We start from the raw sequence: 23842 nt of genomic DNA on the forward strand, positions 1-23842 counted from the left end.
GGAGCCAGTCCGGTGCGTTCCCACTCGTGCCGGGCCGCGCCGGAGCATGTTCACGAGTTGTGGAGCGCCACGACTGACTCCGGCGCATGCCTCGGCCGCCCTCTCCCCCCGGCCCCCTCTCCCGCAAGCGGGCGAGGGGGAGAATTCGCTTGCGCTTCGGCAGGACTCTCGCATTCGGACGGGATGGAGCGGCCTCGGCACGGGTGACCGCTGCCGCGCCCGGAGGGAGAGGCTGCCGCGCTTAGATCCTTCGCCCCGCAAGCCGTGGTGTGCGGGGAAATGCGACGCGCCTGGGGCTCAGGATGACAGGCTTTCGTGCGCCATTTTGCGGCTGGAGCACGCCCCCGCCCGGTGTGTACACCCTCTCCCGCTTGCGGGAGAGGGTGGCACGCGTGTCAGCGCGGCCGGGTGAGGGGCCCACGGCAGCCGAGGCCCACGCAACGGTGACCGCTGCCGCGCCCGGACGGAAAGGCGTCCGAGCCAGATCCTTCGCCCCGCGAGCACCGGTGCGCGGGCCGGTGCAGTGCGCCTGGGGCTCAGGATGACAAATGGGTGCGCAGCAAGAGCTTGCAGCGCACCCGGACGCGTCTCGGCGCGGCCGATGAAAGGCAGTCCGCGAAGGCGGACTTCGGGCCGTCGTTGCCGCGAATTCATTCGCCCCAGCAGCGCCGAGGCTACGAGGGCCCCTACCGCAGCACGCGGAGTTCGCGCAGCCGCCACGCGCGCCCATCCCACACCGCGCCGATGTAGACCACGGACGCCTCGGTGTCGGTGACGCCCTTGGGCCGGGCCACCCACGTCAGCTCGCCGAAGCCGCGGAGCGGAGTGCCCCCGGAGATGGCCACCTGCGTGGTGCGGGTAGACACCGTTTCGCGAGCGCTGAACAGCCGCCGCAGCGCCGCGGCGGCGTTGCGCTCCTGCACCTCGCCGGGGCCTTCTCCCGCCAGGTCCAGCACGATGCGCCCGTTCGCCGCCAGCTCCACGATGTCCTCGGCGTTTCCGTCCGCCCACAGCCGGGCGACGGCTCCCACGAAGTTCTGCAGGGGCGCGGGCCCCTGCTGCGCGGCCGCCGCACGGGGCGCGAGCAGCACCAGCAGCAGCGCGAACGCGATCGGTATCGAGCGAATCGTCTTCATCTATCCCGCAATCCCTTCCGATACGGCTTCGTTCAGCTCCCGGACCGCCCGGGCCAGCGCCGCGGCCGGCTCCGCCGCAGCCGTCACGGACCGGCCGAGCACCACGTAGTCCGCGCCCAGCCGCGCCGCCTCGGCCGGGGTGGCGACGCGCGTCTGGTCTCCCGCGTCATCGCCGGCGAGACGGATGCCCGGCGTCAGCGCCAGGAATCCCTCCCCCGCCACGGCCCGGACCGTCGGCAGCTCGCGGACGGAGGCGACCACGCCATCCATCCCCGCCTCTTCCGCCAGCCGCGCCAGGCGCCCCACCTCGGCGTCGGCCGAGAGGGCGGCCCGGCCCCACGCCTCGGCCACTTCGGCGTCGGAGAGCGAGGTCAGCACCGTCACCCCCAACAGCTTGGGACCGCCCCCGCCCGCGGCGGACCGGGCTGCGCGCATCATCGCCGCGCCGCCGGACGCGTGAAGCGTCAGCAGGTCCACGCCGAGCCGCGCCGCCGATTCCACCGCGTGCGCCACCGTGTTGGGAATGTCGTGCAGCTTCAGGTCCAGGAACACCCGGCATCCGCGGTCCGTCATCGCCAGAACCACGTCCGGCCCCTCCGCCGTGAACAGCTGAAGCCCCACCTTCACGAATTCCGCCGCGGGACCCAGCCGGTCCAGCAGCGCTTCGGCGTCGCGGCGCGAAGGCACGTCCAGGGCGATGATGGGGGTTGGAGCGGTCACGGCGGAAAGCGTTCGGGAGCAAAGGGTTCCGTACGTACACGCCGGCCCGCCGGGGGGTCCACGGCGGGCCGGCGTCGATCGGTCAGGCGGGCGCGAGTGCCGGGTCAGCCGCCGCCCGGCTCAGCGACGCGGCCAGGGCCTCCGCCAGGTTCGCCGCGTGCACGCGCAGCTCCGGTACCGCGGTGGCCTCCCAGTCACGGGCCTTGAGGAACGGGCCGACGTAGAACAGGACCTCGGAGTCATGTCCCTCCGCGTCACGCACCGCGTACCCATCGCCCACCTCGATGCCCAGGCCCAGCGGGTCGCGGGCCAGCAGCCCCCGCGCGCTCATGGCCTGCAGCAGCGGCTCTTCGAGCGTGCGCGGATCGCTCGCCGGACCCGTGCAGTTGATCACCGCGCCCACGGTCAGCGTCGTCGGCTCCGCGGCGCCACGCGGGCGGAAGGTGACGTCGACGCCGTCCTCGCGTTCGGCATAGGACAGCACGCGACCCGCCTGGGGGTGCACCTGGCCCTGGGCCACCAGCCCCGCCAGGCGGGCGGACAGCTGGGGAGCGGCGCGGTGGCGGTGCACGTCCCAGTACACGGCCACGTGCCGCAGGAAACGGCGGCGCTCCGCCACCGGCAGGCGCTTCCACAGGGCCACGGTCAGCGGCCTCAGCGCGCCGATCACCTCTCGCCAGTCCAGCGCCTGCGCCGCCACCGTGCGCACGTGCCTGCGCACCGACCGCAGGTACGCGCGGGCGGTCGCGGGGCCGTCCGCAAGGTCGGGCGGAAGGTGCTCGCGGGTGGGATGGGCGGTGTGCTCGCGGTGCGCCAGCGGCATCAGCCCGCGCCGGGAGATGGCGGTGACCGGGCCGCGGTGGCCGCGCGCGCGCAGGTCCAGCAGCACGTCGATCATGGTGAGTCCCGTGCCCAGCAGCAGCACCGGGCTGTCCGGCGCCACGCCGTCCAGGGCCCCGGGCCGCCACGGATCGCGCACGTAGCGCCGGCTGCGGGCATAGAACGACGAGTCGGCCACGCGCGGATGTGCCGGCGCGAAGTTGCCGAGGGCCAGCACCACGCGGTCGGCCTCGATCGTCTCGCCGCCCGCCAGCCGGACCCGCGCGCCGGTCCCGTCCGGCTGCACGTCGAGAACGTGGTCAACCCGGTGCTCCAGCGTGCTTCCCGGGGCCGCGCCACCCTCGGCTTCCTCGAGCACGGACTCCAGGTACTCGCCGTACAGCCGCCGCGCCACGAACGTGCCGCCCGTGACCGACGGATCGCGCTGGCGCGCGAAGCGAAGGAAGTGCTCGTCGTCCCCCGCGTAGGCGCTCATGCGGCCGGCCGGGACGTTCAGCACGTGCGCCTCGGTGCGCGTTCCATACGCCACGCCGCGCGCCATCCATCCCGAGCGGTTGACGAGGATCACCCGCACGCCGGCGGCGGCGCGCAACAGGTTGGCGGCGACCAGCGTTCCGCTGAAGCCGCCGCCAATCACTACGATCGTACCACTCATCGACCCTGATCCAAGGAAAGTTCGAGCATCGCCGGATGCCGACGACCCAACGCAATCAGCTGCCCTGGCGCCGCTCTGCCGCCTGGAAGAAGTCCCGGACGCCAGCCGCCAGCTGCCGGGCGATCGTCTCCTGCTGCTGGGCATCCGCCAGCATGGATTCTTCCGCGCGGTTGGAGATGAACCCGATCTCCACCAGCACCGCGGGCATGAAGGCGCCCACGAGCACGGCGAAGCCCGCCTGCTTGACGCCGCGGTTGGGGCCGGGGTGCACCTCGCGCAGGCGGTTCTGGATCATCTGCGCCCAGTCGCTGCTTTCGCGCAGGTACTGGTTCTGGCGCAGGTCGCTGAGAATGAAGTCCAGCCCCGTCCCCCGCGGCCGCTCCTCGTACTGCGCCGCGGCGTCCTCCATCTGCTGCACCCGCCGCGCGTCGGCCGTGCGTGCCTCGGACAGGAAGTACGTCTCGTATCCCGTCTCCGCCCGGCTCGTGTGGGCGTTGCAGTGGATGGAAAGGAAGAGCGCGGGCTGTCCCTCGTCACGCCACTGGTTGGCGAAGCGGCCGCGGTCGCGCAGGGCGATCAGCGTGTCGCGGTCGCGCGTCATCCGCACCTCGAAGCGCGGATCGTCGCGCAGCAGCTCGGCCACGCGCCGGGACACGGCCAGCGTCACCATCTTTTCGCGCGTGCCGTTCGGCCCCACCGCCCCGGGATCCACCCCGCCGTGCCCCGCGTCGATCACCACGAGCCTGCGCGTCTGCGCCGTCGGCACGGGAGCGGGCGCCGTGGGAGCCGGGGCCGGCGTGGATGCGGCACTCGCGAGCGCCGCCACGTCCACCCGGGCGACACGTGTCTGTGGATCGACGGAAACCAGTCCGCCGGACACGTTCGCCAGGATGCGCAGGAACTCCGTCGGGACGTACACCACGCCGCCGCGCGAGTAGACGGGGCTGGCCATCAGCACGGTTCGCCCGTCGGCCGTCACGCCGGCGGAATCCACGCGCAGCCCCACCTCGTGCCCGCCCAGGCGGACGGTCACCTCGGGGCCGGCGTACGAAACACGCGCACCCAGCCCCAGCAGCGCCGAAACGGGGATGGCGGGGTAGCCGGCGTCGGAGGCCTCGGCGACAGGCGTCACGTCGGCACCCGCCTGCAGCCGCCACGGCGTGGACTGCGCGGGGAGAAAGCCGGGGAGGGTGGCGAACGTGAGGATCAGTACGAGGAGCGCTCGCATGCGGGCTTCTCCGGGAAAGGTCATCAGCTGCCCTTGATCGCGCGCTGCATGTCGCGCTGGTCGTCGCGCTCCTTGAGCGTCTGGCGCTTGTCGTGAAGCTGCTTTCCGCGCACCAGCGCCAGGTTGATCTTGGCGATGCCGCGCGAAAAATGGATGTCGAGCGGAATGATCGTCAGTCCCTTCTGCTCCACCTGCCCCACGAGCTTGCGAAGCTCGTTGCGGTGCATCAGCAGCTTGCGGGGGCGCAGCGGGTCGTGGTTGAAGCGGTTGCCCTGCTCGTACGGCGAAATGTGGAGGTTGTAGAGCCACATTTCGCCCCCGTTGATGCGGGCGAACGAGTCCTGCAGGTTGGCGCGCCCCTGCCGCAGCGACTTTACCTCGGTCCCCTGCAGGGCGATGCCGGCTTCCCACGTGTCCAGGATGTGGTACTCGTGGCGCGCCTTGCGGTTCTTGACGACGGTCTTGGTGCCGGCTGCTTCTGGCATGAAGGGCAGTGCGTGAGTGCGTTAGTGCGTGAGTGCGGAAACAACAAATTGCTGCCTACTGATCCGCACTCCGCGCATCGAGTTGTCATCCTGAGAGAGCGGCCACGCCCAACCTGCCCGTGCGTCGTACTCCGCAGCGACCGAAGGATCCGCCACATCTTCGTCGCAGCGCGCCGCCCTGTCGCCTGGCACACACCGTCCGCGGTTTCGGCGGATGTCCCCTGCAATCGCTGAGGCTCCGTGCAGATGCCACACCGATGCGTCACCCGTGGTGTGTGGCGGATCCTTCAGTCGCTGCCGTCCACGGTGCAGCCGAGGGTTCCGCGTGGCCGCTCCTTCAGGATGACAACGACGGATTCTGAGACGCTTCGACCGACCCCGCGTGGCGCTGCTTTGGTATGACAGCCAGCCGCCCGCTGCGGTTCTCAAAGAACGAGTGGCGGCGCGTTCCGTCACAGGGCCGCGGATCAGTAGATGAAGACCGGCGTGCCGACTTCTACCTCGTGGTACAGCTGGCGCGCCGCTTCGTTGGTCATGCGGATGCACCCGTGCGACACGTCCTGGCCCAGCAGCTCGGGCTTGTTGGTGCCGTGCAGCGCGATCCCCTCGCCCAGGAACAGCGCCGTGGTGCCCAGCATCCCCTCTTCCCAGCGCTCCTCGGAGCCGGGATCCGGGATGGGAACGCCGCGCTCCAGGTAGGCCCAGTCGGGCACGTACCAGCGCGGGTCCTTTTCCTTGCGCTGCACGCGGAACATGCCGCGCGGGGTGCTGAACTCCCACTTCTGCCCCGCGCCCTCCAGCCGCGTGCCCGTGCCGGTGCCCACCAGCGCCGACCAGATCACCCGCTCCTCCTCCATCAGGTACAGCCGGTGCTCGGCGAGCGACACCACGATGTACCGTCCCTCCGCGCCCACCGGGGGATCCCGATACCTCGCCGCGCCCTCGCGCTCCACCCCGTGCGCCAGGGCCAGCGGGCTCCCGGGCAGTGTCTGCGCCCGAGCGTCCCCCGTACCGAAGACGAGGGCGAGCACCAGCCCGAGCGCCACGCCGAAGCGGGTCCCGCACTCACGCACCAACGCACTCACGCACTTCGCAGTCATTCCAACAGCTCCCTCTGCTTGCGCCGGATGCGCATCAGGTCGTACACCTGGGCCACCTCGCCGCCCAGCACGAACACGATGGCCGAGTAATATATCCAAAACACGAGCAGGATCAGAGAGGCCAGCGTTCCGTACGTCGTCCGCCAGTCGCTGACGTAGGTGACGTACCACGCGAAGATCCCCTTCAGCAGCTCCCACGACACCGAGGTGAACACCGCCGCCACCAGCGCGATGCGCCACGGCGTCTTGCGCTTGGGAAGATAGCGGTACATCAGCACGAACATCAGCAGGATGAAGCAGAACGCCAGGATCCGCGCCAGCGCCCGCTGAACCGACTGCACCTCGGGATAGGCCGAAAGGCCCAGCCACCGCACCCCGTACGCCTGCGCCGCCTCCACCGCCACGGTGATGCCCGTGTTGAACACGAACAGCGTTCCCGCCACCAGCACCATCTGCAGGTCGAAGAACATCCCCGCGATGATCGGCCGCTCTTCCGGGAGGTCGAAGATGTGCTTGAGCACCGAGCGAAGGCTGGCCACCAGCCGCGTGGACGACCAGATGAACAGCACCAGGCCCAGGATGCCGAACCGCGTGCGCCCCGCCACCACCTCGCCCACCAGCGAGCGGGTGAGCGTAACGATGCGCTGCGACGGCGGCAGGATGGAAAGCACGTACTCCACCGCGGCCTGCTGCGGATCGTTCACCGCCGCCTTCAGCACGTAGCCGAAGATGGCGATGAGCATCAGCAGGAACGGAACGGCCGCCACCAGCACGTTGAAGGCGATGCCGCCGGCCAGGAAGAAGATGTCGTCGTCGCCCGCCTTGATGTACACCCGCCGCCCGAACTCCGCCCAGCCGCCGAGAACGCGCGAAAGGGCCGCACGGGCGGCCCTTCGCAGTATCGCGGCTTTACTGGGGGGAGCGGTGGGTTCGGCCATGCAGCCAAGCTAGGTCCGGCCGCGCCGCGCCGTCAACGAACTTCGCCGCCCGCCAGGTCTCCCACGTCGGGCTCGGTGGTCACCTCGGTGATCACCACCTCCTGTACGACGGGCGCGGAAACCGCCAACTGCAGCGCCGGCGCGCGCGGGGGTTCGGGGCGCTGGCCGCCGCGGTACGAGGCCTTGGCCTCGTGCACCCGCCGCTGCAGCTCTGCCCGCGCCTGCGTGGCCGCCGACCGTCCCTCGTCCACCGCCGTCCGGGCCTGCTCCACGCGGGTATCCACCGCGCCGCGGACCGCGTCCACGCGTCCGGTAACGAAGCCCCGGATCTCGCGCTGGGTCTCACGCCCGCTGCGGGGCGCCAGCAGCAGCGCGGCGCCCGCGCCCACCAGCACGCCCAGCAAAAAGGAGCCGGCGCCCCCGCCGCGCTCCTCGATCACGATCCGCGGCTGCCCCACGTCCTCACGCATGTCGGTCGATGGAGTGCTGTCAGTGAAGTGCGAGCGCGCCGCGCGCGGCGTCGTCGCCCTCGGCCTGCAGGACGTCGCGGAAGCGGCGCAGGTCCAGCGGCTTCTGGAAGAAGAAGTCGGCTTCGCGGCGCAGGGTGCTTTCGGCCTCTTCGCCGCCGCACCCGGCCGTGATGATGATCACGCGCACCCCGCTGTCGCCCGCCGAGCGGATGGCGCGCACCACCTGCAGCCCGTCGATGTCGGGGAGGTAGAAGTCGCACACCACCGTGTCGGGGCGAAAATCCTGGAGCCGCTCCAGCCCGCGCCTGCCGCTTTCGGCCGTGCAGACCGTGTAGCCCTCCTCGTCGAGCAGGCTCTTCAGCGCCTCGCGCGCGGCTGCCTCGTCCTCGATGACGAGTATGCGTTGTGCCGCCATCCTCTGGTACCTCCGGTGCGGCGTCCCACCGAGACGCTGGCTCCCTGCCTCTGCTCCTCGGGAGGTGTTCAAGGGCAATCGCCATGCCACCGAAAGGGCCCCGAATCGGGAGCCGCGCGTTCAACGCGACCGCGCGGCTTTGTCCAATGTTAGCGCGGGCTTGCGCTCACTTTTGTAAATTGTGGCGAAACGGATGCTCCCCAGGTCAGGGCTGATCTGAACGCCGCTCATCGCCTCCGCCGTCCCCCCAGCAGGGCACCCACCAGTCCGCGGACCAGGGTGTTCACCGCAGACTTGGCGACCGGCGAACGAAGGATCTGCTCCACCGTTCCGCGCTCCTTGCGGCCCCGGCGCGGCGCGGGGTCGTCGTCGGCCGTCCGCGACGTCTTTCGCGTGGCGGTGCGCGGGGCGCGGTCGTAGTCCGGGCCCCGGCCGGAGCCCCGCGGCACGGCCGCCGCCTCGTCCTCCTCCCGGGCCCGGGCGGCCCGGTCCTCCAGCATCTCGCGGGCGCTTTCGCGGTCGATCTCCTGCGCGTACTTCCGCACCTGCTCCGAGGCGCCGATGCGCCCCTGCAGCTCGTCCGCGGTCAGCGGGCCCATGCGCGACGAGGGCGGCACCATGCGCACGGCGAACGGCTGGCTGGGCACGCCCGACGGGGAGAGCGTGGTCACCAGCGCCTCGCCGATGCCCAGCGTGGTCAGCGTTTCCTCCACGTCGTAGAACGTCGTCTTCGGGAACGTGCGGGCGGCGGACTTCAGCGCCTTTTCGTCGTCCGGGGTAAAGGCGCGCAGGGCGTGCTGAACGCGGTGGCCCAGCTGGCCCAGGATTTCGGCCGGCACGTCGCGCGGGTTCTGAGTGATGAAGAACACGCCCACGCCCTTGGAGCGGATCAGCCGTACCACCTGCTCCACCTGGTCCACCAGCGCCTTGCTGGCGCCGTCGAACAGCAGGTGCGCCTCGTCGAAGAAGAACACCAGCCTGGGCTTTTCGACGTCGCCCATCTCCGGAAGCGTGTGGTACAGCGTGGCGAGCATCCACAGCATGAAGGTGCTGAACAGCGCGGGCGTTTCCTGCACGTCCTGCAGCTCCAGCACGCTCACCACCCCGCGTCCGTCCGGTGCCGTCTGCAGCAGGTCGTCGAGGTCGAACTCGGGCTCGCCGAAGAAGCGCTCCGCGTCCTGCGCCTCCAGCTCCACCAGCTCGCGAAGCAGCACGCCCACGGTCTGCTTCGACATCCCGCCGTACTCCTTCAATTCGCCGGCGCCCTCCTCCGACAGGTAGCGGAGCGCCGCGCGCAGGTCCGAAAGGTCCAGCAGCAGCAGGCCCTTGTCGTCGCAGTACTTGAAGACGAGGGTCAGCACGCTGGACTGCGTTTCGTTCAGCCCCAGCACCTTGGCCAGCAGCAGCGGCCCGAAGGAGGAGACGGTAGCCCGCAGCTGCGCGCCGACCTTGCCGGACAGGCTCAGGTACTCCACCGGCATCCCGGCGGGCTGCCAGGCGTAGCCGGTGTCGGCGGCGCGCTGCTTCACGCGGTCGCCGGCCTCGCCCGCCACACCGAGGCCGCTCAGGTCTCCCTTCACGTCGGAAAGGAAGACGGGCACGCCGGCGCTGGACAGCTGCTCGGCGATCAGCTGCAGCGACTTGGTCTTGCCCGTGCCCGTGGCCCCGGCGATCAGGCCGTGGCGGTTCATCATCGACAGGGGCAGCGAAACCAGCGGCTCCGGCGCGCAGGCGCCCTCGTGCACCACGGCGCCCAGGGTGATGGTGCCGGTGGATGCGGGAAAGGCCGAGCGGGCCGCGTTCAGGACTTCGGGATTCATTGAGTCGTGCGCCAGGCGAGAGGTGGATCAGTGCGGAAAACGGCCGGCCCGGGAATGGGCCGGCCGCGCGTGGTTCATCGGCCGAACATGCCGCCCAGCTTGCCGGCCACGTCGCCCAGGTCGGGGAGGCCGCCGCCGCCGGCGCCGTCGCCCTCGCCGGTCAGGCGCTTCAGGTTCCCGCCGACGGGAGGCGGAAGGCGGCCGTCCAGGAACTCGATGGCGGCCTGCGCCGCCTGCATCGCCTTGTCCTGGGGCAGTCCCGTGCGTGTCGCGATCTGCTGCACCAGCTCGTCCATCATCGCCATCGATTCACCCTCATTCAACGTGGCCCGCGTCACTGCTGATCGAGCGAGGACGCTCTAGCAAGACTCGGGCGAAGCCTCACGCTGGGCCATCAGCACTGGCGTAGACGACCGTGCCGGGCTTCGAGACCCGGAGTGCGGCCTCGATCTGCGGCACGAGCAGCGACAAGTCGACGAAGCGGTTGCTTTTCGCGCGGACGACGACAATGCCGAGCTGGAAGTTTGGGATGTTCTGCTGATGCGGGATGCCTCGGTCCATGGTAACGAACACGTCGTACTCGCGTTCCGCAGCACGTAGCAGCGCCCCGTTCTTGAGGCCCGCCCAGCCGACCTCCAGAACAGCCCTCACCTCAAACTCGTCACCAAATCGCTTCCTCAGACGCTGGTCGATCTGCTCGTCAAGCAGCACGCGCATGGCTCAACGCGGCGTCAAGCGCCAGTTCGAGGAAGGCTTCGGCCTGCTCACGTTGGACACCGGGGAAACCTTCCAGGAAATCCTCCAAGCTGTCGCCAGCCTTCAGGTGATCGATCAGGCTCTCGACCGGCACGCGAGTACCCGTGAACACAGGCGTCCCACTCAGGATTTCCGGATCGATAGTGATCAAGTTAGCGGTTGTCATCGTACCCTCCCCCGAGCGCTGTTTGCATACCATCGAGTCGATCTCGCTAAACGGACGCGATCCGTTTCGGGCATGCTGCATCATCCGCTCCGCTGAAGCAATGTGCAGCGCGTCGACGGATCATCGTTGCGGATCGTGTTTCTGAACAGCAAGCTACGCGTCATTCCAGCAGTCTCCAAGCCATATCTCCCGCCACGTACGGCACAGAATAGCCGCGCACCGACTGGGTCGGTGCGCGGCCTTCAGAGTGCGCTGGACGAAGCGGCGGTCAGGCCGGGACGGTCTCGCCGGCGACCAGCTGGTTCAGCCGGTTGCGAAGCTCGTCTTCCTCGATCCCCAGCATCGAGGCGGCCCGGTTGTGGTCGCCCTCGACGAAGGAAAAGGTCTTGAGCACCAGCGTGCGCTCCGCCTGCTGAAGCGAAGTGCCCACGGGAACGCGCACCTCGCGGTCCTCCGAGCCGATCAGCTCGTGCGCCCGCAGGTCGCCCAGGGTGATCTCTTCGGTGCGGGCGAAGATCACCGCGCGCTCCACCGCGTTCTTCAGCTCGCGGACGTTGCCCGGCCAGCGGTACGCGTTGATGAACTCCAGCGCCTCGGGCGAAAAGCTCTTCAGCTGCTTCTTGCCGTTCTCTTCCGAAAAGCGCCGCAGGAAGCTTTCCGCCAGCAGCCGCACGTCGCCGCGGCGCTCGCGCAGCGGCGGCAGGAACAGCGGAATGACGGCCAGGCGGTGGTACAGGTCCTCGCGCAGCTTGCCGTCGTCGATGGCCTTGCCGATCTGCTTGTTGGTGGCGGAAACCACGCGGATGTCCACGTGGATCTCCTTCTTGCCGCCCAGGCGCCGGAACGACCGCTGCTCCAGGGCGCGCAGGAACTTCACCTGGATGTCGGGCTCCATCTCGGCCACCTCGTCCAGGAACAGCGTTCCGCCGTCGGCCAGCTCGAAGCAGCCCTGCTTTTCGTTGATGGCCCCGGTGAAGGCGCCCTTCTCGTGGCCGAACAGCTCGTTCTCCAGGATCTCCCGGGGGAACGCGGCGCAGTTGATGGCGATGAACGGCCCCTTGGCCCGGTTGCTCTTTTCGTGGATGGCGCGCGCCACCAGCTCCTTGCCGGTGCCGCTTTCGCCCACGATGAGCATGCTGGCCGTGGTGGGTGCCGCCGCCTCGATGGTCGAGTAGATGGACCGCATCTCCTCGGACTGGCCGATCAGGTCCACGAACCGGGTGAGGTTGGCCAGGCGCTCCTCGAGCTGCTTGTTGGCCTGCTTCACCTGGAACTTCTCGAGCGCCTTGGGGATCAGCTCCTTGAGGCGGTCGATCTTCAGCGGCTTTTCGAGATAGTCGTAGGCCCCCTCGCGCATGGCCTCCTTGGCCGTGTCGACGGAGCCTTCGCCGGTGATGATGATCATCTCCGACGGGATGCCGGCCTTGCGCATGCGCCCGAACAGCTCCAGCCCATCCACCTGCGGCATGCGCAGATCCGCCAGCACTACGCCGTAGGCGTTTTCCTGAACCAGCTTCCAGGCCGCGTTGCCGTCCGTGGCGGTGTCGACTTCGTAGCCCTCGTCGGCAAGGAGCATCTGCAGCCCCTCGGCGATGTGGCGTTCGTCGTCGGCAACCAGGATCTTTTCAGGCATACCCGTGGGTCGTCGGGATGGAATCGCAACTTGTATGGAACGTTTCAAGATACCGACCGGTGGCGTGTGTGGTCAACCGCTTGGGATGGAACGAGGTAGCCCGTGTTTCAGGCCCGGCCCGACGGCAGCACGAACGTACGCGTGCCGTCCTGCGCCCAGACCTGCCCGCCGACGCTTTCGGCCAGCAGCGACGCCACGCCCGTGCGGTCGCCCTGCGTGGCACCCGGCGCCGTCGACGCCTGGATGGTCAGCGTCGAACGCCCGTCTTCGCCACGCACGGTGACGTGAAGGGTTTCGCCGCTGGGCAGCGCTTCGAGCGCGTCGAGCACCAGGTTCAGGATGATCTGCCGGGCGGGCTGACGTCCCACGCGCACGCGGGCCATGGCTCCCTCCGTATTGTACTCCACCCGGGCCTCCCTGTGCCGTGCCTCCAGCTGCACCAGCTCCATCACCTCTTCCACCAGCTCGGTGAGGGTAGTTTCTTCGCTGCCGCGGTCGGGGCGGGAAAGGCGCAGCAGGAGCTCCACGCGGCGGCTCACCCGGTCCAGCTCTTCGCCCAGGACGTTGGTGTAGCGCAGCACCTCGTCGCCGCCCGGAATGCGGCCAAGCCTCCGCTTCAGCACTTCCAGGTTGATGACCATGGAGTGCAGCGGGTTCTTGATCTCGTGGGCCAGCGCGTCGGCCAGGCGCTCCAGGAGCTCGAGCTTGTTGGCCCGAACGGCGAGAGGGTCGGCCACCGCGATGGCTCCGGAGGTGTCGGTGCGAATGGTTTCGCTCACGTGAGTGACTGCCGTCGATTTGACGCTCCGGGCTGGCCAGAACACGGCCGGAAAGCCGCCGCCGTCCAGGGACGGCGGGCGCGCGAAAGCTTGGAACGCAGGCCCGGAGGGGCGCGCGGGCGGTGGACAGAGCACGATTCGTTCCCACGCCCGCCGCCCCGGAACGCGAAGAAGGCGCCGAACCCCGGCGCCTTCTTCATCCCCCGCTCAGAACCAGCGGGTGGTCTCGCGGGTCCAGCGATCGTCCTCTACGTCGGGCGGATTGGGCCGCGCCAGGTACGAGCCGCCCATGGGCCTCGACGTGCCGCCGACGGGGCTGTGGTGCGGTCGGTAGTCCTCGGGCCGGCCCTCGTTCTGGAACTCGCGCCGGGCGCCGTGTTCGTCGTTGCGGCCCCGGTTGGTCACGTTGAAGTCGCCCCCGTAGCCGCCCCGCGCGCCGAAGTCCCGCCCGTAGCCGCCGCCCCGCGCACCAAATTCGCGGCTGTACCCGCCCCCTCCGCCGAAGCCCGTGCCGCCCCGCGGATCCGCGTAGGCTGCGTGGTCGCCCGCGCCCGCGCGGAAGTCGCCGCCGTATCCGGCACGGCCACGGAAGAAGTAGGTGCCGTCGCGCCCGCCCCCGCCCTGCTGCCCGCGCGGGCGGCGGTACCCGTGCTCGTGGTCCGCGCGTCCACCGTTGTCGTCCAGGTACCGCGGGCCACCGCCGACCGCGTAGCCGCCGCTTCCGCCCTGGTAGCCGTCGCGGTAGCCGCCCACCCAGGGCCGCTCGCCGTTCCACGGGCCGCCGGCCTGGCGGTAGCCCCGGTCGTAGCCCCGGCCGCCCTCGGGCATCCGGTACTCCCAGCCGTCGTGCCGCCCGTATCCCTCGTCGTATCTCATACGATCTTGCTCCTTCATGGAAGGCCGGTTTCGTAGCGGGCGGAATGCGCTCGCAACGCCCGTTCCACTTCCGGTCGAGCGCATGAGAGATCGACGACGCTGCCTCTGCTCAGGGCGTGAAGAAGCGGTCGAACCCCTTCAGCCGCAATCCGCTACGTAGCCGCTTGTCGCCCGTCCAAAGCACACCATCCAGATCGAGCGTCAGTGCGACGTGAGGAGCGTCCGCGGGATCGACTTCGTCGCACAACGCACGTGCTCGATCCCAATGTACCGCCGCGATTCGTGCTTCCTTATGGATGCTCAGGAGGGAGATGATCTCGTGATACAGCCGAGCGAGAGTGTCTTCGTCGAGTTCACTCGTACGCGCGATCTTCTCCTTCAGCCGAAACAATTCGCTCAGGACGCTTTCACAGATGTGGAAGCTGTGCTCCGATTCGAATAGGATCTCCAAGAATCGCCCTTCACGTCGCAGCAGGGCCGAGAAGATCACATTCGTGTCCGTGACGACCGGCGCCTCGTCAATATCCACGGCCGGATAGACGATCGCGGTTTTTCTTCCAGACGGCTTGGTCGACCTCGTCCGCGAGTTCGGCTGCCGCTTCGGCGGTCAGCCGACTGCGGTCGCGGATCGACGCCAGTTCCAGGTAGGAGAGGAATCGCGAGACCCGCGCCTCGTTCACCTCGTTCCGGCGGAGGCGGACGACGATCTCATCCTCGTTCCTGTCGACCTGGTATGCAGACTCGATTGCCATGTGGTTCTCCTCGGTGCAGGCCAGCGGGACGATCCGTATCGAACTCCCGAATGGGGGTGCCCGCAACGTCGTTGCAGATCAAATACATACGGACGGAGCAACGTCCGCAAGCCCCCTCCAGAACCGGCCACCGAACGCACAGATCCGAGACGTCGACCCTCACCCCACGGGCTCGATGCGGATCTCCTTGTCGGCCTGCGTGTCGAGGATGTAGAGCGCGTCCATCAGTCTGACGCGCAGGGTGCCTGGGCCGATCGAGCCGGAGGCCGCCATCTCGCCGGCCAGCCCGAAGAAGGCGAGCGCGTAGGCGGCGGCGTGCAGCGAGTCCGGCTCCACGGCCAGAAAGGCGCCCGTCACGCCGGCCAGCGCGCAGCCCAGCGCGGTGACCCGGGTCATCATCTCGTGTCCGTGGTGCACGGAGAGCGTGCGAGTGCCGTCCGTCACGTGGTCCACCGGCCCGGTGACGGCGATCACGCACCCCAGCGAGCGCGCCAGCTCCGACGCGGCCTCGCGCGCCTCCTCCGGGGTGCGCGTGCTGTCGACGCCCTTGGCCCCGCCCACCTCACCCGCCAGCGTGAGGATTTCCGACGCGTTCCCCCGGATCACCGCCGGCTTGCGGCGGGCGAGGTCGCCCGCGACACCGGTGCGGTACGGCGTGGCCCCGGCGCCCACGGGGTCCAGCACCCACGGCGTGCCGAGCGCCGTTGCGCGCTCCACCGCCATCTCCATCGCCTCTACCCACGGCGGCGACAGCGTGCCGATGTTGATCACCAGCGCCCGCGAGATGCCGGCGAAGTCCGCCGCCTCCTCGCGCGCGTGCACCATCGCGGGCGAGGCGCCGATGGCCAGCAGGGCGTTGGCGGTGACGTCCATCGCCACGTAGTTGGTGATGCAGTGCACCAGCGGGCCGGCCTCGCGCAGCCGGGCCAGCGCGCCCCAGGGGTCCAGCGAGTCGGATGCGGTCTGGATCATGAGAGTGCGTGAGTGCGTTAGTGCATGAGTGCGAAAGTCGGGTGAAACGCAGAAGCCCCGCGGACCGCGCGGGGCTTCGTGTGCGGTGCAGTGACCGTCGTTACCTCATTCGATCGTATGCGAGCCGTCGGCCTCGCTCTCGGGGGTGCCGCGGCGCGCCTTGCGGCGGTCCATCAGCGTCCACCAGAGCAGCACGAAGCCCAGCACCGTCCACAGTGCGCCCCACGCGGTGATCCCGCCCGGCAGCGTGCCCAGCCCGTACCCCAGCGCCAGGCCACCCACCACGGCGCCGACCACGTTCACCCAGGGAGAAAGCAGCAGGTCGCGCATCAACGTTTCCGTGCTCCCCGTCCGCGGACGACCAGCAGGTCGAACGCCACGCGCCGCCCCACCTTGTACGCCACGAACGCCAGCGCCGCCCCTAACGCCAGGAAGAAGATCATGGCGGGCGATTCGATCAGCCCGAAGAAGATGATCATCCACAGGTACAGCGCCCCCATCACCACGGCCGGCACCAGCGCCCACTTCCCCGACTGGCGGATCAGCCCCTGGCGGCACGTCTCGCAGCGGCCCGCGTCGTCGGCCTTCTCACCCTCCTTCGGCAGCCCGCACTGGGTGCAGATGAAGGGCGGAAACTCCTCTTCCAGCCCGGGCGGCAGGCTCGCGGTTTCCATCAGAGGCGCTTGATGATGGCGTCGGCCAGTGAGTCGGTGGTGCCGGTGCCGCCCAAGTCCGGCGTAAGGCTGTCGCCCTCCACCACCACCGCCACCAGCGCCTTGCGGATGCGGGCGGCCTCGTCGCGCATGTCCAGGTGGTCCAGCATCATCGCCGCGGCCAGCAGCAGCGCCAGCGGGTTGGCGATGCCCTTGCCCGCGATGTCGGGCGCCGAGCCGTGCACCGCCTCGAAGATCGCGGCGTCCTTGCCGATGTTGGCGCCCGGCGCCATCCCCAGCCCGCCGACGAGGCCCGCGATCAGGTCCGACAGGATGTCGCCGAACATGTTCTCGCAGACGATCACGTCGAACTGGCCGGGGTCCATCACCAGCATCATGGCCGCCGCGTCGATGATGCGGTCCTCGAACTGCACGCGGCCCTCGTACTCCTTGGCCATCTCGCGGCCCACGTCCAGGAAGAGGCCCTGCGTGTACTTGAGGATGTTGGCCTTGTGGGCCAGCGTCACCTTCTTGCGCCCGTTCTTCAGCGCGTACTCGAAGGCGTAGCGAAGGATCCGCTCCACCCCGAAGCGGGTGACCAGCATTACGCTCTCGGCCGCCGCGCGCGGGTCGCCGCCGATGCCCACGTAGTGCTCGACCCCGCTGTACAGCCCCTCGGTGTTTTCGCGGATCAGGACGATGTCCACGCCCTCGTACCGCCCGCCCCGCACGATGGTGTACGCCGGGCGGACGTTGGAGTACAGGTCGAACTCCTTGCGCAGCGCCACGTTGATGGAGCGGAAGCCCACGCCCACCGGGGTGGTCAGCGGCCCCTTGAGCGCCACCCGGTTGGTGCGGATGGAATCCAGCGTTTCCTGGGGAATGGGCGTGGTGTGCTTTTCGATGGCGCTCACGCCGGCATCGCGGCGGTCCCACTGGATGTCGGCGCCGGAAGCCTCGATGACGCGCACCACGGCCTGGGTGATGTCCGGCCCGATCCCGTCGCCCGGGATCAGCGTAACGATCTGCGGCATCTGCTGCTCGGTATGGCGGGCCCGCGGCCCGCGTGCGGTTCTCTAAACTCTGCGGTCACGATTCAACGAGCCGTGCAAGACGGATGCGAGCGCCCCCGGACCCGGTGCCGGACGCGCTCGCCTGACAACCTACCCGGCGGTCCGTATCACCGCGAGTACGCCACCACCATGCGCCGGGCCAGCGCCTCGGCGGCGCTGACGATCCCCGCGCGGTCCTCCGGCGCGGCGGGCTGCCCGTCCGCGTCGCCCCACCACACGAGCAGCCCCGTCCGCGCGTCCACCACGGCCGCCGTCAAGCGCACGCGTGTTCCCGTGCTGTCGGAGATCGCGACCGCGCTTCGCGTGATGACCACCAGCCGCGCCCGGGTCAGCGCGGCGTAGCGGCGGATGGGGTCTGCCAGTGCGCCGGCCACGCGCCGCTCGCCGTGCGACTGGTACGAGTCGTTGGGGAGCGCGGCGGGGTCGGGCGCGTACCCCGGAGACTGGCGCAGGAGATGGCGAAGCCGGTCGGGGGTGATCCACTGCGTGACCGAGTCGCGCGCCTGCAGCGCGGTCACGATCTCGGCCGTGATCTGCTCGCGGTTGAAGCCCACGCCGGTGGCCTGCTGCACGGGAAGGATCACCACCTGCTGCCCGCCCAGGTCCATCGGCGCGACGGCCGTGGGCGGCGGCGGACCCGCGGGCGCCGGCTTCTTTCCGCCGCACGCGGGGAGCGCGAGCATGATGGCGAGCACGGCCAGCCGCCGGACCGGGGCGCGGCGGAGGAAATCGGACATCGATCGGATCAAAGCAGGTGTCCCCCGTCGACGGGAATGACGGTGCCGGTGATGTGGCGCGCGTACTCGGAGCAGAGAAAGACGACGACGTTCGCCACGTCCTGCGGATCGCCCAGGCGGCCCAGGACGGAGCGCTCGCGCGCGGTGTCCAGGATTTCCGCGGGGACGCCGTTGGTCAGGCGCGTGGTGCGGATGTACCCCGGCGCTACGGCGTTCACGTTCACGTTGCTGGGGCCCAGCTCCAGCGCGGCCGAGCGGGTGAGGCCCAGCAGCCCCGCCTTGGAGGCGCTGTAGTTGGCCAGGCCGAACTCGCTGCGGATGCCGTGCACCGACGACACGTTGACGATCTTGCCGTCGTGGTGCCGGCGAAAGGTGGGCGCCAGCGCCCGGATCATGTGGAAGGCGCCCGTCAGGTTGGTGTCGAGCACCGAGCTCCACTGCTCGTCCGTCAGCCGCCACAGCGCGCGGTCGCGGGCAATCCCCGCGTTGTTCACCAGGAAGTGAACCCGGCCGAACTCCTCCTGGACGTTCCTGACGAACCGGTTCACCTCGTCGGAGTCGCGCACGTCGCAGGGCTCGCAGTGCACGCGCACCTCCAGCTGGCGCAGGTCGCGCTCGGTCTGCTCGGCCTCTTCCTCCATCCCCACGCCGCCGTCGTACGAATACCAGTTGAAAGCGACGTTCACCCCGTGGCGCGCAAACTCCAGTGCGATCGCCCGCCCGATTCCCGAGGCGCCGCCCGTGACGATGGCGGTGCGCCCGCGCATGCTCATCCCGTAGTTCAGCGACTTGGGCTGCGTTTCCTCGTTGAGGCCTTCGAGGAACTCGTCCACCGCCTCCGCCTCGGCGGGAACGCGGATGATGCCGCCCGGAATGCTGGGAAGTGACGGATAGGACGCCTGTGCCGGCGGGTCGTGCGGGTCGTCCTGGACGGGATGGGGAGGGTGCATCCGGCGACCGGGGTGGCGGGTGCGAGGCGTGGGGTGCGTACGGATTCTACGCCCGGACTACCCCAGGGGGCAAGGCGCAGGCACTCTCGGCGGGGGCAAAAACTGCGCCCTTGATGACGACGTCACCGGCCCCTGCCCCGGCACGACGGCACCGGCGACAGATGCCGCCACGCACGGCACAAAAGAGGATCGCCCGCCCTCGCATGGAAGCGAAGGCGGGCGATCCCTGATTCCCTGTTCCCTGCCCGTCAGTACGGCGACGCGTCGTAGTTGTCGATCTGCGCGCGCTGCAGCTTTCCGGAGTAGTCCAGGTAGCAGACCTTGGTCTCGGAGTAGAACTCGTACACTTCCCAGCCACCCTCGCGGTGGCCGTTGCCGGTCTGCTTCACGCCACCGAACGGAAGGTGCGCCTCGGCGCCGATCGTAGGCGCGTTGACGTAGGTGATGCCGTTGTCCATCTCCTGGAACGCCCGGAACGCCGACACCGTGTCGCGCGTGTAGAGCGACGAGCTGAGGCCGTACTTCACCTCGTTGTTGATGTGGATCGCCTCGTCCAGGTCCGAGAAGCGGATCACCGACAGCACCGGGCCGAAGATCTCCTCCGTCGCCATCCGCGAGCCGGGCTTGATGTCGGTGAAGATGGTTGGCTGGAAGAAGAACCCGTCATCCAGGCCGCTGCCCGTCGGGATCTCGCCACCCAGGACGAGCGTGCCCTCCGTCTTTCCGATCTCCACGTACTCCTGCACCTTGGTGCGCGAGGCCTCGTGGATCAGCGGGCCCACGTCCACGCCCTCGTCCAGGCCGTAGCCCAGCTTCAGCTTCTTGGCGCGATCGATCAGCCGCTCCAACAGCTGGTCGTGGATACGGTCGTGAAGCAGCAGGCGAGACGTGGCCGTGCACCGCTGCCCCGTGGTGCCGAACGCGCCCCACAGCACGCCCTCAAGCGCCAGGTCCAGTTCGGCGTCGTCCATCACGATCTGCGCGTTCTTGCCGCCCATCTCCAGCGACAGGCGCTTGTGCATGCGCCCGCACGTCTGCCCGATCACCGACCCGATGTCCGTGGACCCCGTGAACGAGATCACCGGGATGTCCGGGTGCTCCACGATCGCCGCGCCGATCTCCTCACCCAGGCCGTGCACCAGGTTCACCACGCCCGCGGGAATGCCGGCCTCTTCCAGCACTTCCACCAGCAACTGAACCGTGTGCGGCGTGTCCTCGGCGGGCTTGATGATCACGCTGTTCCCGCACACCAGCGCCGGGAACATCTTCCATGTGGGGATGGCCAGCGGAAAGTTGAAGGGCGTGATCAGCCCGCACACGCCGATGGGGCGGCGGTAGCTCATCGCCCACTTGTTGCGCAGCTCCGAGGGCACCGTGTGGCCGAAGAGGCGGCGGCCCTCCACCCCGGCGTAGTAGGCCGTGTCGATGCCTTCCTGCACGTCGCCGCGGGTTTCCGTGAGCGTCTTGCCCATCTCGCGCGTGGCGGCCCGGGCGATCTCGTCCTTCCGCGTGCTCAGCAGGTCGCCCACCTTGCGAAGCACGTCGCCGCGCGCGGGGGCCGGGGTGCGGCGCCACTCCTCGAAGCCCGACTTGGCGGCGCGGACGGCGCGGTCCAGGTCCTCGCGCGTGCTGCGCGGGAACAGGCCGATCAGGTCCGACTGCTTCGCGGGGTTGCGGTTCTCGAAGTAATCGCCCGAAGACGGCTCCACCCACTGGCCGCCGATGAAGTTCTTGTGCTTGTCCGCCATGCTGGTGATCGCGTGGAACGGGTTGAGCGGCTACCTGCGAGCCGGGTGCTGGAAGCCGCCCAATCTAACCGGCAGACCGGCGAGGGCAACGGACCCCGGGTGGGGGATTCAGATACGATTTTCGTACGGAGCGCCGGCCCAGGCGGCTACGGCGCGGGCGATGGAGCCGGCCCACCCCGTATCCCACAGCAGTTCGTTGCGGCTGTAGGCGGGGTCGGCGGCGGCGGAAGCGGATATGTCGCGGACCAGCGAAACCTCCTCGCCGGACCTCAGCCGGGCGCGCACGCCCCGGCTGACGTAATCATCGCTGGCGCAGGCGAACACGCGCTCGATCTGGTCGGGCGACATCGTGCGACCGTCCGCCAGCGACAGGCTGGCGCCGCGCGCATCCAGTACGCGCCAGTGCGGTCCCCACACCACCACGCCTCCCGCGTCGCTGATCCACACGAACTCGCACCCGCGGTCGCACTTGCCGATGGGGATGCCCCGCGCGCGGAGCGGCGCCGACGCGGCATCCTCCTCGCCCACCGGAGCGGAGTCGTGGGCCAGCGCGGTGGCCCGGTCGTCCGCCAGCGAGTAGAGGGTCAGGGTCCGCTCGCCCCGCACGGGCGTCAGGTCCCACGCGGCCAGCAGGGGGCCGGGATGATCGAGCGCCTCCTCGAACGTCATCGCTGGTCTCGTCGATCGCCGATCAGCTCAGAGCCGCACGACGCCGAACGCGAAAGCCAGCGCCACGATGCCGCCGAGGAGCGCCGACCAGGTCGCCCAGAGCTTGTAGAACGCGAGGCCCGGGTACAGGCGCTTGTACAGCCAGGCCAGCAACCAGCCGCCGCCGAACGTCCCCACCATCCACGCGAGCGCCAGCAGCGCCCACGCGCCGAACCCGGCGTCCCTCATCCCTCGCGGACCAGCTCGTAGCGCTCGATCTTCTTGTAGAGGTTGGAGCGGGGCATGTCGAGAATGCGCGCGGTTTCCGACACGTTCCAGTCGTTCTCGCGCAGCTTCTGCACGATGAACGCGCGTTCCGCCGCCTCCTTGAACTCGGCGAAGGTGGCGCAGCCCAGCAGGTCGCCCGAGAGCGCTCCGCCCTTCATCTTGCCGCCCACCAGCAGCTCCACGTCGTCCGCGGTGATGGACGCGCCGGAGGCCAGGATCAGCAAACGCTCCACCGTGTTGCGCAGCTCGCGGACGTTGCCCGGCCAGTCCATGCGCTGCATGCGGTCCAGCGCGTCGTCGCTGATGTGCTTGGGGCGCAGGTTCGCCTCGCGGGAATACGACTCCACGAAGTGCCGCACCAGCATGGAAATATCTTCCCGCCGTTCGCGCAGGGGCGGAACGTGTAGCGGAATGACGTTCAGGCGGTAGTACAGGTCTTCGCGGAAGCGGCCGCCCTTGATCTCCTCTTCCAGGTCCTTGTTGGTGGCCGCCAGCACGCGGACATCCACCGTAATGGGCTTGGCGCCGCCGACCCGCGTGACGATGCCCTCCTGCAGCGCGCGCAGCACCTTGGCCTGCGCCTGCAGCGACATGTCGCCGATCTCGTCCAGGAACAGCGTGCCGCCGTCCGCCAGCTCGAACTTGCCGGCGCGGTCCTCGTGCGCGCCGGTGAACGAACCCTTCATGTGGCCGAACAGCTCCGACTCGATCAGCTCGGACGGGATGGCCGCGCAGTTCACCTCGATGAACGCCTTGTCGGCACGGGGGCTCAGCCGGTGGATGGCGCGCGCCACCAGCTCCTTGCCCGTGCCGTTCTCGCCCGTCACCAGCACGCGCGCGTCCGTCGGCGCCACCTTCTCCACCCGGTCCAGCACCTGACGCAGCGAAAAGCTGCGCCCGACGATCTGGTGGCGGCTCTCGATTTCCCCGCGAAGCCGCGCGTTCTCCTGCACCAGCCCCTGCTGCTGAAGCGCGTTGCGCAGCACCAGCAGCAGCCGGTCGGTATCCAGCGGCTTTTCCAGGAAATCGAAGGCGCCGCGGCGGGTGGCCTCGACGGCGGTGTCGATGGTCCCGTGGCCGCTGATCATGATGACCACGGCCGCGGGATCGTGCTCGCGGATCTTGGTCAGCGCCTCCAGGCCGTCCATCCGCGCCATCTTCACGTCCAGGAAGGTGACGTCGGGCTGGAACTCCTGGTAGATGGAGATGGCCTCCGCGCCGCCCCCCGCGGACCGCACCTCGTGGTCCTCGTACTCGAAGAGCTGGTGCAGGACGCGCCGGATGCCTTCTTCGTCGTCGACGACCAGAATGCGTGCCATGCGAATCTATCGATGTCGGTGTGATGCTGCTCGCTGCGAAGCGTTAGCGCGCCAGGACCAGCTGCCCGTTCTCCACCCGTGCCGAGCCCACGCCCGGAGGAAGCTGGAACGCCACCTCGTCGTCGGCCAGCCCTGGCTCGCTCCGGCCGCGCACCCGCCCGACCAGAGCGTTCAGGCGCTCGCGGGGGATCGGGATGCGCGCGAACGAGGCCGAGCTCACCTTCAGCGCGGCACGGCCGGGCGCCAGGGTGCGCAGCGTGCCGTTCACCGCTACGTCGGCCGTGTCGGGAAGGAACTCCGCGGCGCGCCCCAGTTCCTTCGTGGGAATGCGGTCTGTGGGATAGCGGCCGGCGACGTTCACCTGGTCCGCGTTGAACGTGACCGCGGGAAACTCGATGTCGGGCGCGAAGCGGCCGGCCATGCGATAGCGCAGGTAGCTGGTGAACTCCACGCCGCTCAGGTGCACGGTGTCGCCCTCCTGCCGCAGCCTCTTCAGCTTTTCCTCGGCGGCGACGGCCGCCTCTTCCGAGACGGCCATCGGCACCGGCGGGCGATTCCAGGGGCCGGGAATCAGGCCGCGGAAGAACCACGCTCCGCCGGCCAGCAGGGCCAGGAACACCAGCAGGAACAGCTTCCCCGCAACACCTCGACGCGCCATCCGGTCTCCCCCGTTCGGTCCGTGATC

General features: G+C 69.4%; 29 protein-coding genes. All 29 read right to left on the reverse strand.

Translation table 11 applies throughout. The features are described 5' to 3' along the window. Positions 1-686 precede the first annotated feature (686 nt). Positions 687-1136 carry a hypothetical protein gene (locus VGB24_RS19505; RefSeq protein WP_331074616.1) on the reverse strand — a complete coding sequence of 150 codons (450 nt, stop codon included), beginning with the start codon at positions 1134-1136 and terminating at the stop codon, positions 687-689. Beyond that, entirely contained in the window at positions 1137-1856 is a 720-nt protein-coding gene (gene pyrF, locus VGB24_RS19510) for an orotidine-5'-phosphate decarboxylase (RefSeq protein ID WP_331074617.1), read from the reverse strand. A gap of 82 nt (positions 1857-1938) precedes the next feature. Then, the gene (locus VGB24_RS19515) at positions 1939-3351 is read right to left on the reverse strand and encodes an FAD/NAD(P)-binding protein (protein ID WP_331074618.1); all 1413 of its coding nucleotides are present in this window, start codon (positions 3349-3351) and stop codon (positions 1939-1941) included. A 55-nt stretch (positions 3352-3406) separates the two neighbouring features. Further along, on the reverse strand, positions 3407-4579 hold the full coding sequence (locus VGB24_RS19520) for an N-acetylmuramoyl-L-alanine amidase (protein WP_331074619.1): 1173 nt from the start codon (positions 4577-4579) through the stop codon (positions 3407-3409). 23 nt (positions 4580-4602) lie between these two features. Further along, on the reverse strand, positions 4603-5064 hold the full coding sequence (gene smpB / locus VGB24_RS19525; protein ID WP_331074620.1) for an SsrA-binding protein SmpB: 462 nt from the start codon (positions 5062-5064) through the stop codon (positions 4603-4605). 467 nt (positions 5065-5531) lie between these two features. Next, positions 5532-6164, reverse strand: coding sequence for a L,D-transpeptidase (locus tag VGB24_RS19530; RefSeq protein ID WP_331074621.1), 633 nt, complete (start codon positions 6162-6164; stop codon positions 5532-5534). Then, positions 6161-7102 carry a YihY/virulence factor BrkB family protein gene (locus tag VGB24_RS19535; protein WP_331074622.1) on the reverse strand — a complete coding sequence of 314 codons (942 nt, stop codon included), beginning with the start codon at positions 7100-7102 and terminating at the stop codon, positions 6161-6163. Before VGB24_RS19535 ends, VGB24_RS19530 begins: the two co-directional genes overlap by 4 nt. Positions 7103-7134: 32 nt before the next feature. After that, complete coding sequence (locus VGB24_RS19540; RefSeq protein WP_331074623.1) at positions 7135-7572, reverse strand: YtxH domain-containing protein; 438 nt, start codon at positions 7570-7572, stop codon at positions 7135-7137. 19 nt (positions 7573-7591) lie between these two features. Beyond that, positions 7592-7987 carry a response regulator gene (locus tag VGB24_RS19545; RefSeq protein ID WP_331074624.1) on the reverse strand — a complete coding sequence of 132 codons (396 nt, stop codon included), beginning with the start codon at positions 7985-7987 and terminating at the stop codon, positions 7592-7594. A gap of 227 nt (positions 7988-8214) precedes the next feature. Beyond that, entirely contained in the window at positions 8215-9807 is a 1593-nt protein-coding gene (locus tag VGB24_RS19550) for a helicase HerA-like domain-containing protein (protein ID WP_331074625.1), read from the reverse strand. Positions 9808-9881: 74 nt separating this feature from the next. Next, entirely contained in the window at positions 9882-10112 is a 231-nt protein-coding gene (locus VGB24_RS19555; RefSeq protein ID WP_331074626.1) for a hypothetical protein, read from the reverse strand. Positions 10113-10188: 76 nt separating this feature from the next. Continuing rightward, positions 10189-10524 carry a DUF5615 family PIN-like protein gene (locus VGB24_RS19560; RefSeq protein WP_331074627.1) on the reverse strand — a complete coding sequence of 112 codons (336 nt, stop codon included), beginning with the start codon at positions 10522-10524 and terminating at the stop codon, positions 10189-10191. After that, on the reverse strand, positions 10508-10729 hold the full coding sequence (locus VGB24_RS19565) for a DUF433 domain-containing protein (protein WP_331074628.1): 222 nt from the start codon (positions 10727-10729) through the stop codon (positions 10508-10510). The genes VGB24_RS19560 and VGB24_RS19565 overlap by 17 nt, the downstream gene beginning before the upstream one ends. A gap of 268 nt (positions 10730-10997) precedes the next feature. After that, a complete protein-coding gene (locus tag VGB24_RS19570; protein ID WP_331025320.1) occupies positions 10998-12362 on the reverse strand; it encodes a sigma-54 dependent transcriptional regulator in 1365 nt (454 codons plus the stop codon). Between the two features lie 107 nt (positions 12363-12469). Further along, positions 12470-13141 carry a histidine kinase dimerization/phospho-acceptor domain-containing protein gene (locus VGB24_RS19575; protein WP_331074629.1) on the reverse strand — a complete coding sequence of 224 codons (672 nt, stop codon included), beginning with the start codon at positions 13139-13141 and terminating at the stop codon, positions 12470-12472. Positions 13142-13348: 207 nt separating this feature from the next. Next, positions 13349-14017, reverse strand: coding sequence for a hypothetical protein (locus VGB24_RS19580; RefSeq protein WP_331074630.1), 669 nt, complete (start codon positions 14015-14017; stop codon positions 13349-13351). A gap of 109 nt (positions 14018-14126) precedes the next feature. Then, complete coding sequence (locus VGB24_RS19585) at positions 14127-14546, reverse strand: PIN domain-containing protein (protein ID WP_331074631.1); 420 nt, start codon at positions 14544-14546, stop codon at positions 14127-14129. Beyond that, positions 14536-14769 (reverse strand): hypothetical protein, encoded by a 234-nt coding sequence (locus VGB24_RS19590; protein ID WP_331074632.1) that lies wholly within the window; start codon positions 14767-14769, stop codon positions 14536-14538. Before VGB24_RS19590 ends, VGB24_RS19585 begins: the two co-directional genes overlap by 11 nt. A gap of 159 nt (positions 14770-14928) precedes the next feature. Further along, complete coding sequence (gene thiM / locus VGB24_RS19595; RefSeq protein ID WP_331074633.1) at positions 14929-15741, reverse strand: hydroxyethylthiazole kinase; 813 nt, start codon at positions 15739-15741, stop codon at positions 14929-14931. Between the two features lie 105 nt (positions 15742-15846). After that, entirely contained in the window at positions 15847-16071 is a 225-nt protein-coding gene (locus tag VGB24_RS19600) for a hypothetical protein (protein ID WP_331074634.1), read from the reverse strand. Next, the gene (locus VGB24_RS19605; protein ID WP_331074635.1) at positions 16071-16415 is read right to left on the reverse strand and encodes a hypothetical protein; all 345 of its coding nucleotides are present in this window, start codon (positions 16413-16415) and stop codon (positions 16071-16073) included. Before VGB24_RS19605 ends, VGB24_RS19600 begins: the two co-directional genes overlap by 1 nt. Further along, a complete protein-coding gene (locus tag VGB24_RS19610; protein WP_331074636.1) occupies positions 16415-17428 on the reverse strand; it encodes an isocitrate/isopropylmalate dehydrogenase family protein in 1014 nt (337 codons plus the stop codon). Before VGB24_RS19610 ends, VGB24_RS19605 begins: the two co-directional genes overlap by 1 nt. A 146-nt stretch (positions 17429-17574) precedes the next feature. After that, positions 17575-18204 carry a hypothetical protein gene (locus VGB24_RS19615; protein ID WP_331074637.1) on the reverse strand — a complete coding sequence of 210 codons (630 nt, stop codon included), beginning with the start codon at positions 18202-18204 and terminating at the stop codon, positions 17575-17577. Between the two features lie 8 nt (positions 18205-18212). Further along, the gene (locus VGB24_RS19620) at positions 18213-19154 is read right to left on the reverse strand and encodes an SDR family NAD(P)-dependent oxidoreductase (protein WP_331074638.1); all 942 of its coding nucleotides are present in this window, start codon (positions 19152-19154) and stop codon (positions 18213-18215) included. Positions 19155-19402: 248 nt separating this feature from the next. Beyond that, on the reverse strand, positions 19403-20902 hold the full coding sequence (locus VGB24_RS19625; protein ID WP_331074639.1) for an aldehyde dehydrogenase family protein: 1500 nt from the start codon (positions 20900-20902) through the stop codon (positions 19403-19405). Between the two features lie 108 nt (positions 20903-21010). After that, on the reverse strand, positions 21011-21571 hold the full coding sequence (locus VGB24_RS19630; protein ID WP_331074640.1) for a hypothetical protein: 561 nt from the start codon (positions 21569-21571) through the stop codon (positions 21011-21013). 27 nt (positions 21572-21598) lie between these two features. Then, positions 21599-21799: a hypothetical protein gene (locus VGB24_RS19635; protein ID WP_331074641.1), complete on the reverse strand. Its 201-nt coding sequence runs from the start codon at positions 21797-21799 to the stop codon at positions 21599-21601. Continuing rightward, positions 21796-23157, reverse strand: a complete 1362-nt coding sequence (locus tag VGB24_RS19640; RefSeq protein ID WP_331074642.1) for a sigma-54 dependent transcriptional regulator — start codon at positions 23155-23157, stop codon at positions 21796-21798. The genes VGB24_RS19635 and VGB24_RS19640 overlap by 4 nt, the downstream gene beginning before the upstream one ends. Positions 23158-23200: 43 nt before the next feature. Next, positions 23201-23815 carry a hypothetical protein gene (locus VGB24_RS19645; protein ID WP_331074643.1) on the reverse strand — a complete coding sequence of 205 codons (615 nt, stop codon included), beginning with the start codon at positions 23813-23815 and terminating at the stop codon, positions 23201-23203. Between the last annotated feature and the right edge of the window lie 27 nt (positions 23816-23842).

It is taken from the genome of Longimicrobium sp. (assembly GCF_036399935.1).
In the GTDB taxonomy this organism is placed as follows: Bacteria; Gemmatimonadota; Gemmatimonadetes; order Longimicrobiales; family Longimicrobiaceae; genus Longimicrobium.

What these genes read in the sequence shown, in the direction of transcription:
- VGB24_RS19505 (WP_331074616.1), bottom strand. Translation starts at nt 1,136, where the DNA reads ATGAAGACGATTCGCTCGATACCGATCGCGTTCGCGCTGCTGCTGGTG.
- VGB24_RS19515 (WP_331074618.1), bottom strand. Translation starts at nt 3,351, where the DNA reads ATGAGTGGTACGATCGTAGTGATTGGCGGCGGCTTCAGCGGAACGCTG.
- VGB24_RS19520 (WP_331074619.1), bottom strand. Translation starts at nt 4,579, where the DNA reads ATGCGAGCGCTCCTCGTACTGATCCTCACGTTCGCCACCCTCCCCGGC.
- smpB (WP_331074620.1), bottom strand. Translation starts at nt 5,064, where the DNA reads ATGCCAGAAGCAGCCGGCACCAAGACCGTCGTCAAGAACCGCAAGGCG.
- VGB24_RS19530 (WP_331074621.1), bottom strand. Translation starts at nt 6,164, where the DNA reads ATGACTGCGAAGTGCGTGAGTGCGTTGGTGCGTGAGTGCGGGACCCGC.
- VGB24_RS19535 (WP_331074622.1), bottom strand. Translation starts at nt 7,102, where the DNA reads ATGGCCGAACCCACCGCTCCCCCCAGTAAAGCCGCGATACTGCGAAGG.
- VGB24_RS19540 (WP_331074623.1), bottom strand. Translation starts at nt 7,572, where the DNA reads ATGCGTGAGGACGTGGGGCAGCCGCGGATCGTGATCGAGGAGCGCGGC.
- VGB24_RS19545 (WP_331074624.1), bottom strand. Translation starts at nt 7,987, where the DNA reads ATGGCGGCACAACGCATACTCGTCATCGAGGACGAGGCAGCCGCGCGC.
- VGB24_RS19550 (WP_331074625.1), bottom strand. Translation starts at nt 9,807, where the DNA reads ATGAATCCCGAAGTCCTGAACGCGGCCCGCTCGGCCTTTCCCGCATCC.
- VGB24_RS19555 (WP_331074626.1), bottom strand. Translation starts at nt 10,112, where the DNA reads ATGGCGATGATGGACGAGCTGGTGCAGCAGATCGCGACACGCACGGGA.
- VGB24_RS19560 (WP_331074627.1), bottom strand. Translation starts at nt 10,524, where the DNA reads ATGCGCGTGCTGCTTGACGAGCAGATCGACCAGCGTCTGAGGAAGCGA.
- VGB24_RS19565 (WP_331074628.1), bottom strand. Translation starts at nt 10,729, where the DNA reads ATGACAACCGCTAACTTGATCACTATCGATCCGGAAATCCTGAGTGGG.
- VGB24_RS19570 (WP_331025320.1), bottom strand. Translation starts at nt 12,362, where the DNA reads ATGCCTGAAAAGATCCTGGTTGCCGACGACGAACGCCACATCGCCGAG.
- VGB24_RS19580 (WP_331074630.1), bottom strand. Translation starts at nt 14,017, where the DNA reads ATGAGATACGACGAGGGATACGGGCGGCACGACGGCTGGGAGTACCGG.
- VGB24_RS19590 (WP_331074632.1), bottom strand. Translation starts at nt 14,769, where the DNA reads ATGGCAATCGAGTCTGCATACCAGGTCGACAGGAACGAGGATGAGATC.
- thiM (WP_331074633.1), bottom strand. Translation starts at nt 15,741, where the DNA reads ATGATCCAGACCGCATCCGACTCGCTGGACCCCTGGGGCGCGCTGGCC.
- VGB24_RS19600 (WP_331074634.1), bottom strand. Translation starts at nt 16,071, where the DNA reads ATGCGCGACCTGCTGCTTTCTCCCTGGGTGAACGTGGTCGGCGCCGTG.
- VGB24_RS19605 (WP_331074635.1), bottom strand. Translation starts at nt 16,415, where the DNA reads ATGGAAACCGCGAGCCTGCCGCCCGGGCTGGAAGAGGAGTTTCCGCCC.
- VGB24_RS19610 (WP_331074636.1), bottom strand. Translation starts at nt 17,428, where the DNA reads ATGCCGCAGATCGTTACGCTGATCCCGGGCGACGGGATCGGGCCGGAC.
- VGB24_RS19615 (WP_331074637.1), bottom strand. Translation starts at nt 18,204, where the DNA reads ATGTCCGATTTCCTCCGCCGCGCCCCGGTCCGGCGGCTGGCCGTGCTC.
- VGB24_RS19620 (WP_331074638.1), bottom strand. Translation starts at nt 19,154, where the DNA reads ATGCACCCTCCCCATCCCGTCCAGGACGACCCGCACGACCCGCCGGCA.
- VGB24_RS19625 (WP_331074639.1), bottom strand. Translation starts at nt 20,902, where the DNA reads ATGGCGGACAAGCACAAGAACTTCATCGGCGGCCAGTGGGTGGAGCCG.
- VGB24_RS19630 (WP_331074640.1), bottom strand. Translation starts at nt 21,571, where the DNA reads ATGACGTTCGAGGAGGCGCTCGATCATCCCGGCCCCCTGCTGGCCGCG.
- VGB24_RS19635 (WP_331074641.1), bottom strand. Translation starts at nt 21,799, where the DNA reads ATGAGGGACGCCGGGTTCGGCGCGTGGGCGCTGCTGGCGCTCGCGTGG.
- VGB24_RS19640 (WP_331074642.1), bottom strand. Translation starts at nt 23,157, where the DNA reads ATGGCACGCATTCTGGTCGTCGACGACGAAGAAGGCATCCGGCGCGTC.
- VGB24_RS19645 (WP_331074643.1), bottom strand. Translation starts at nt 23,815, where the DNA reads ATGGCGCGTCGAGGTGTTGCGGGGAAGCTGTTCCTGCTGGTGTTCCTG.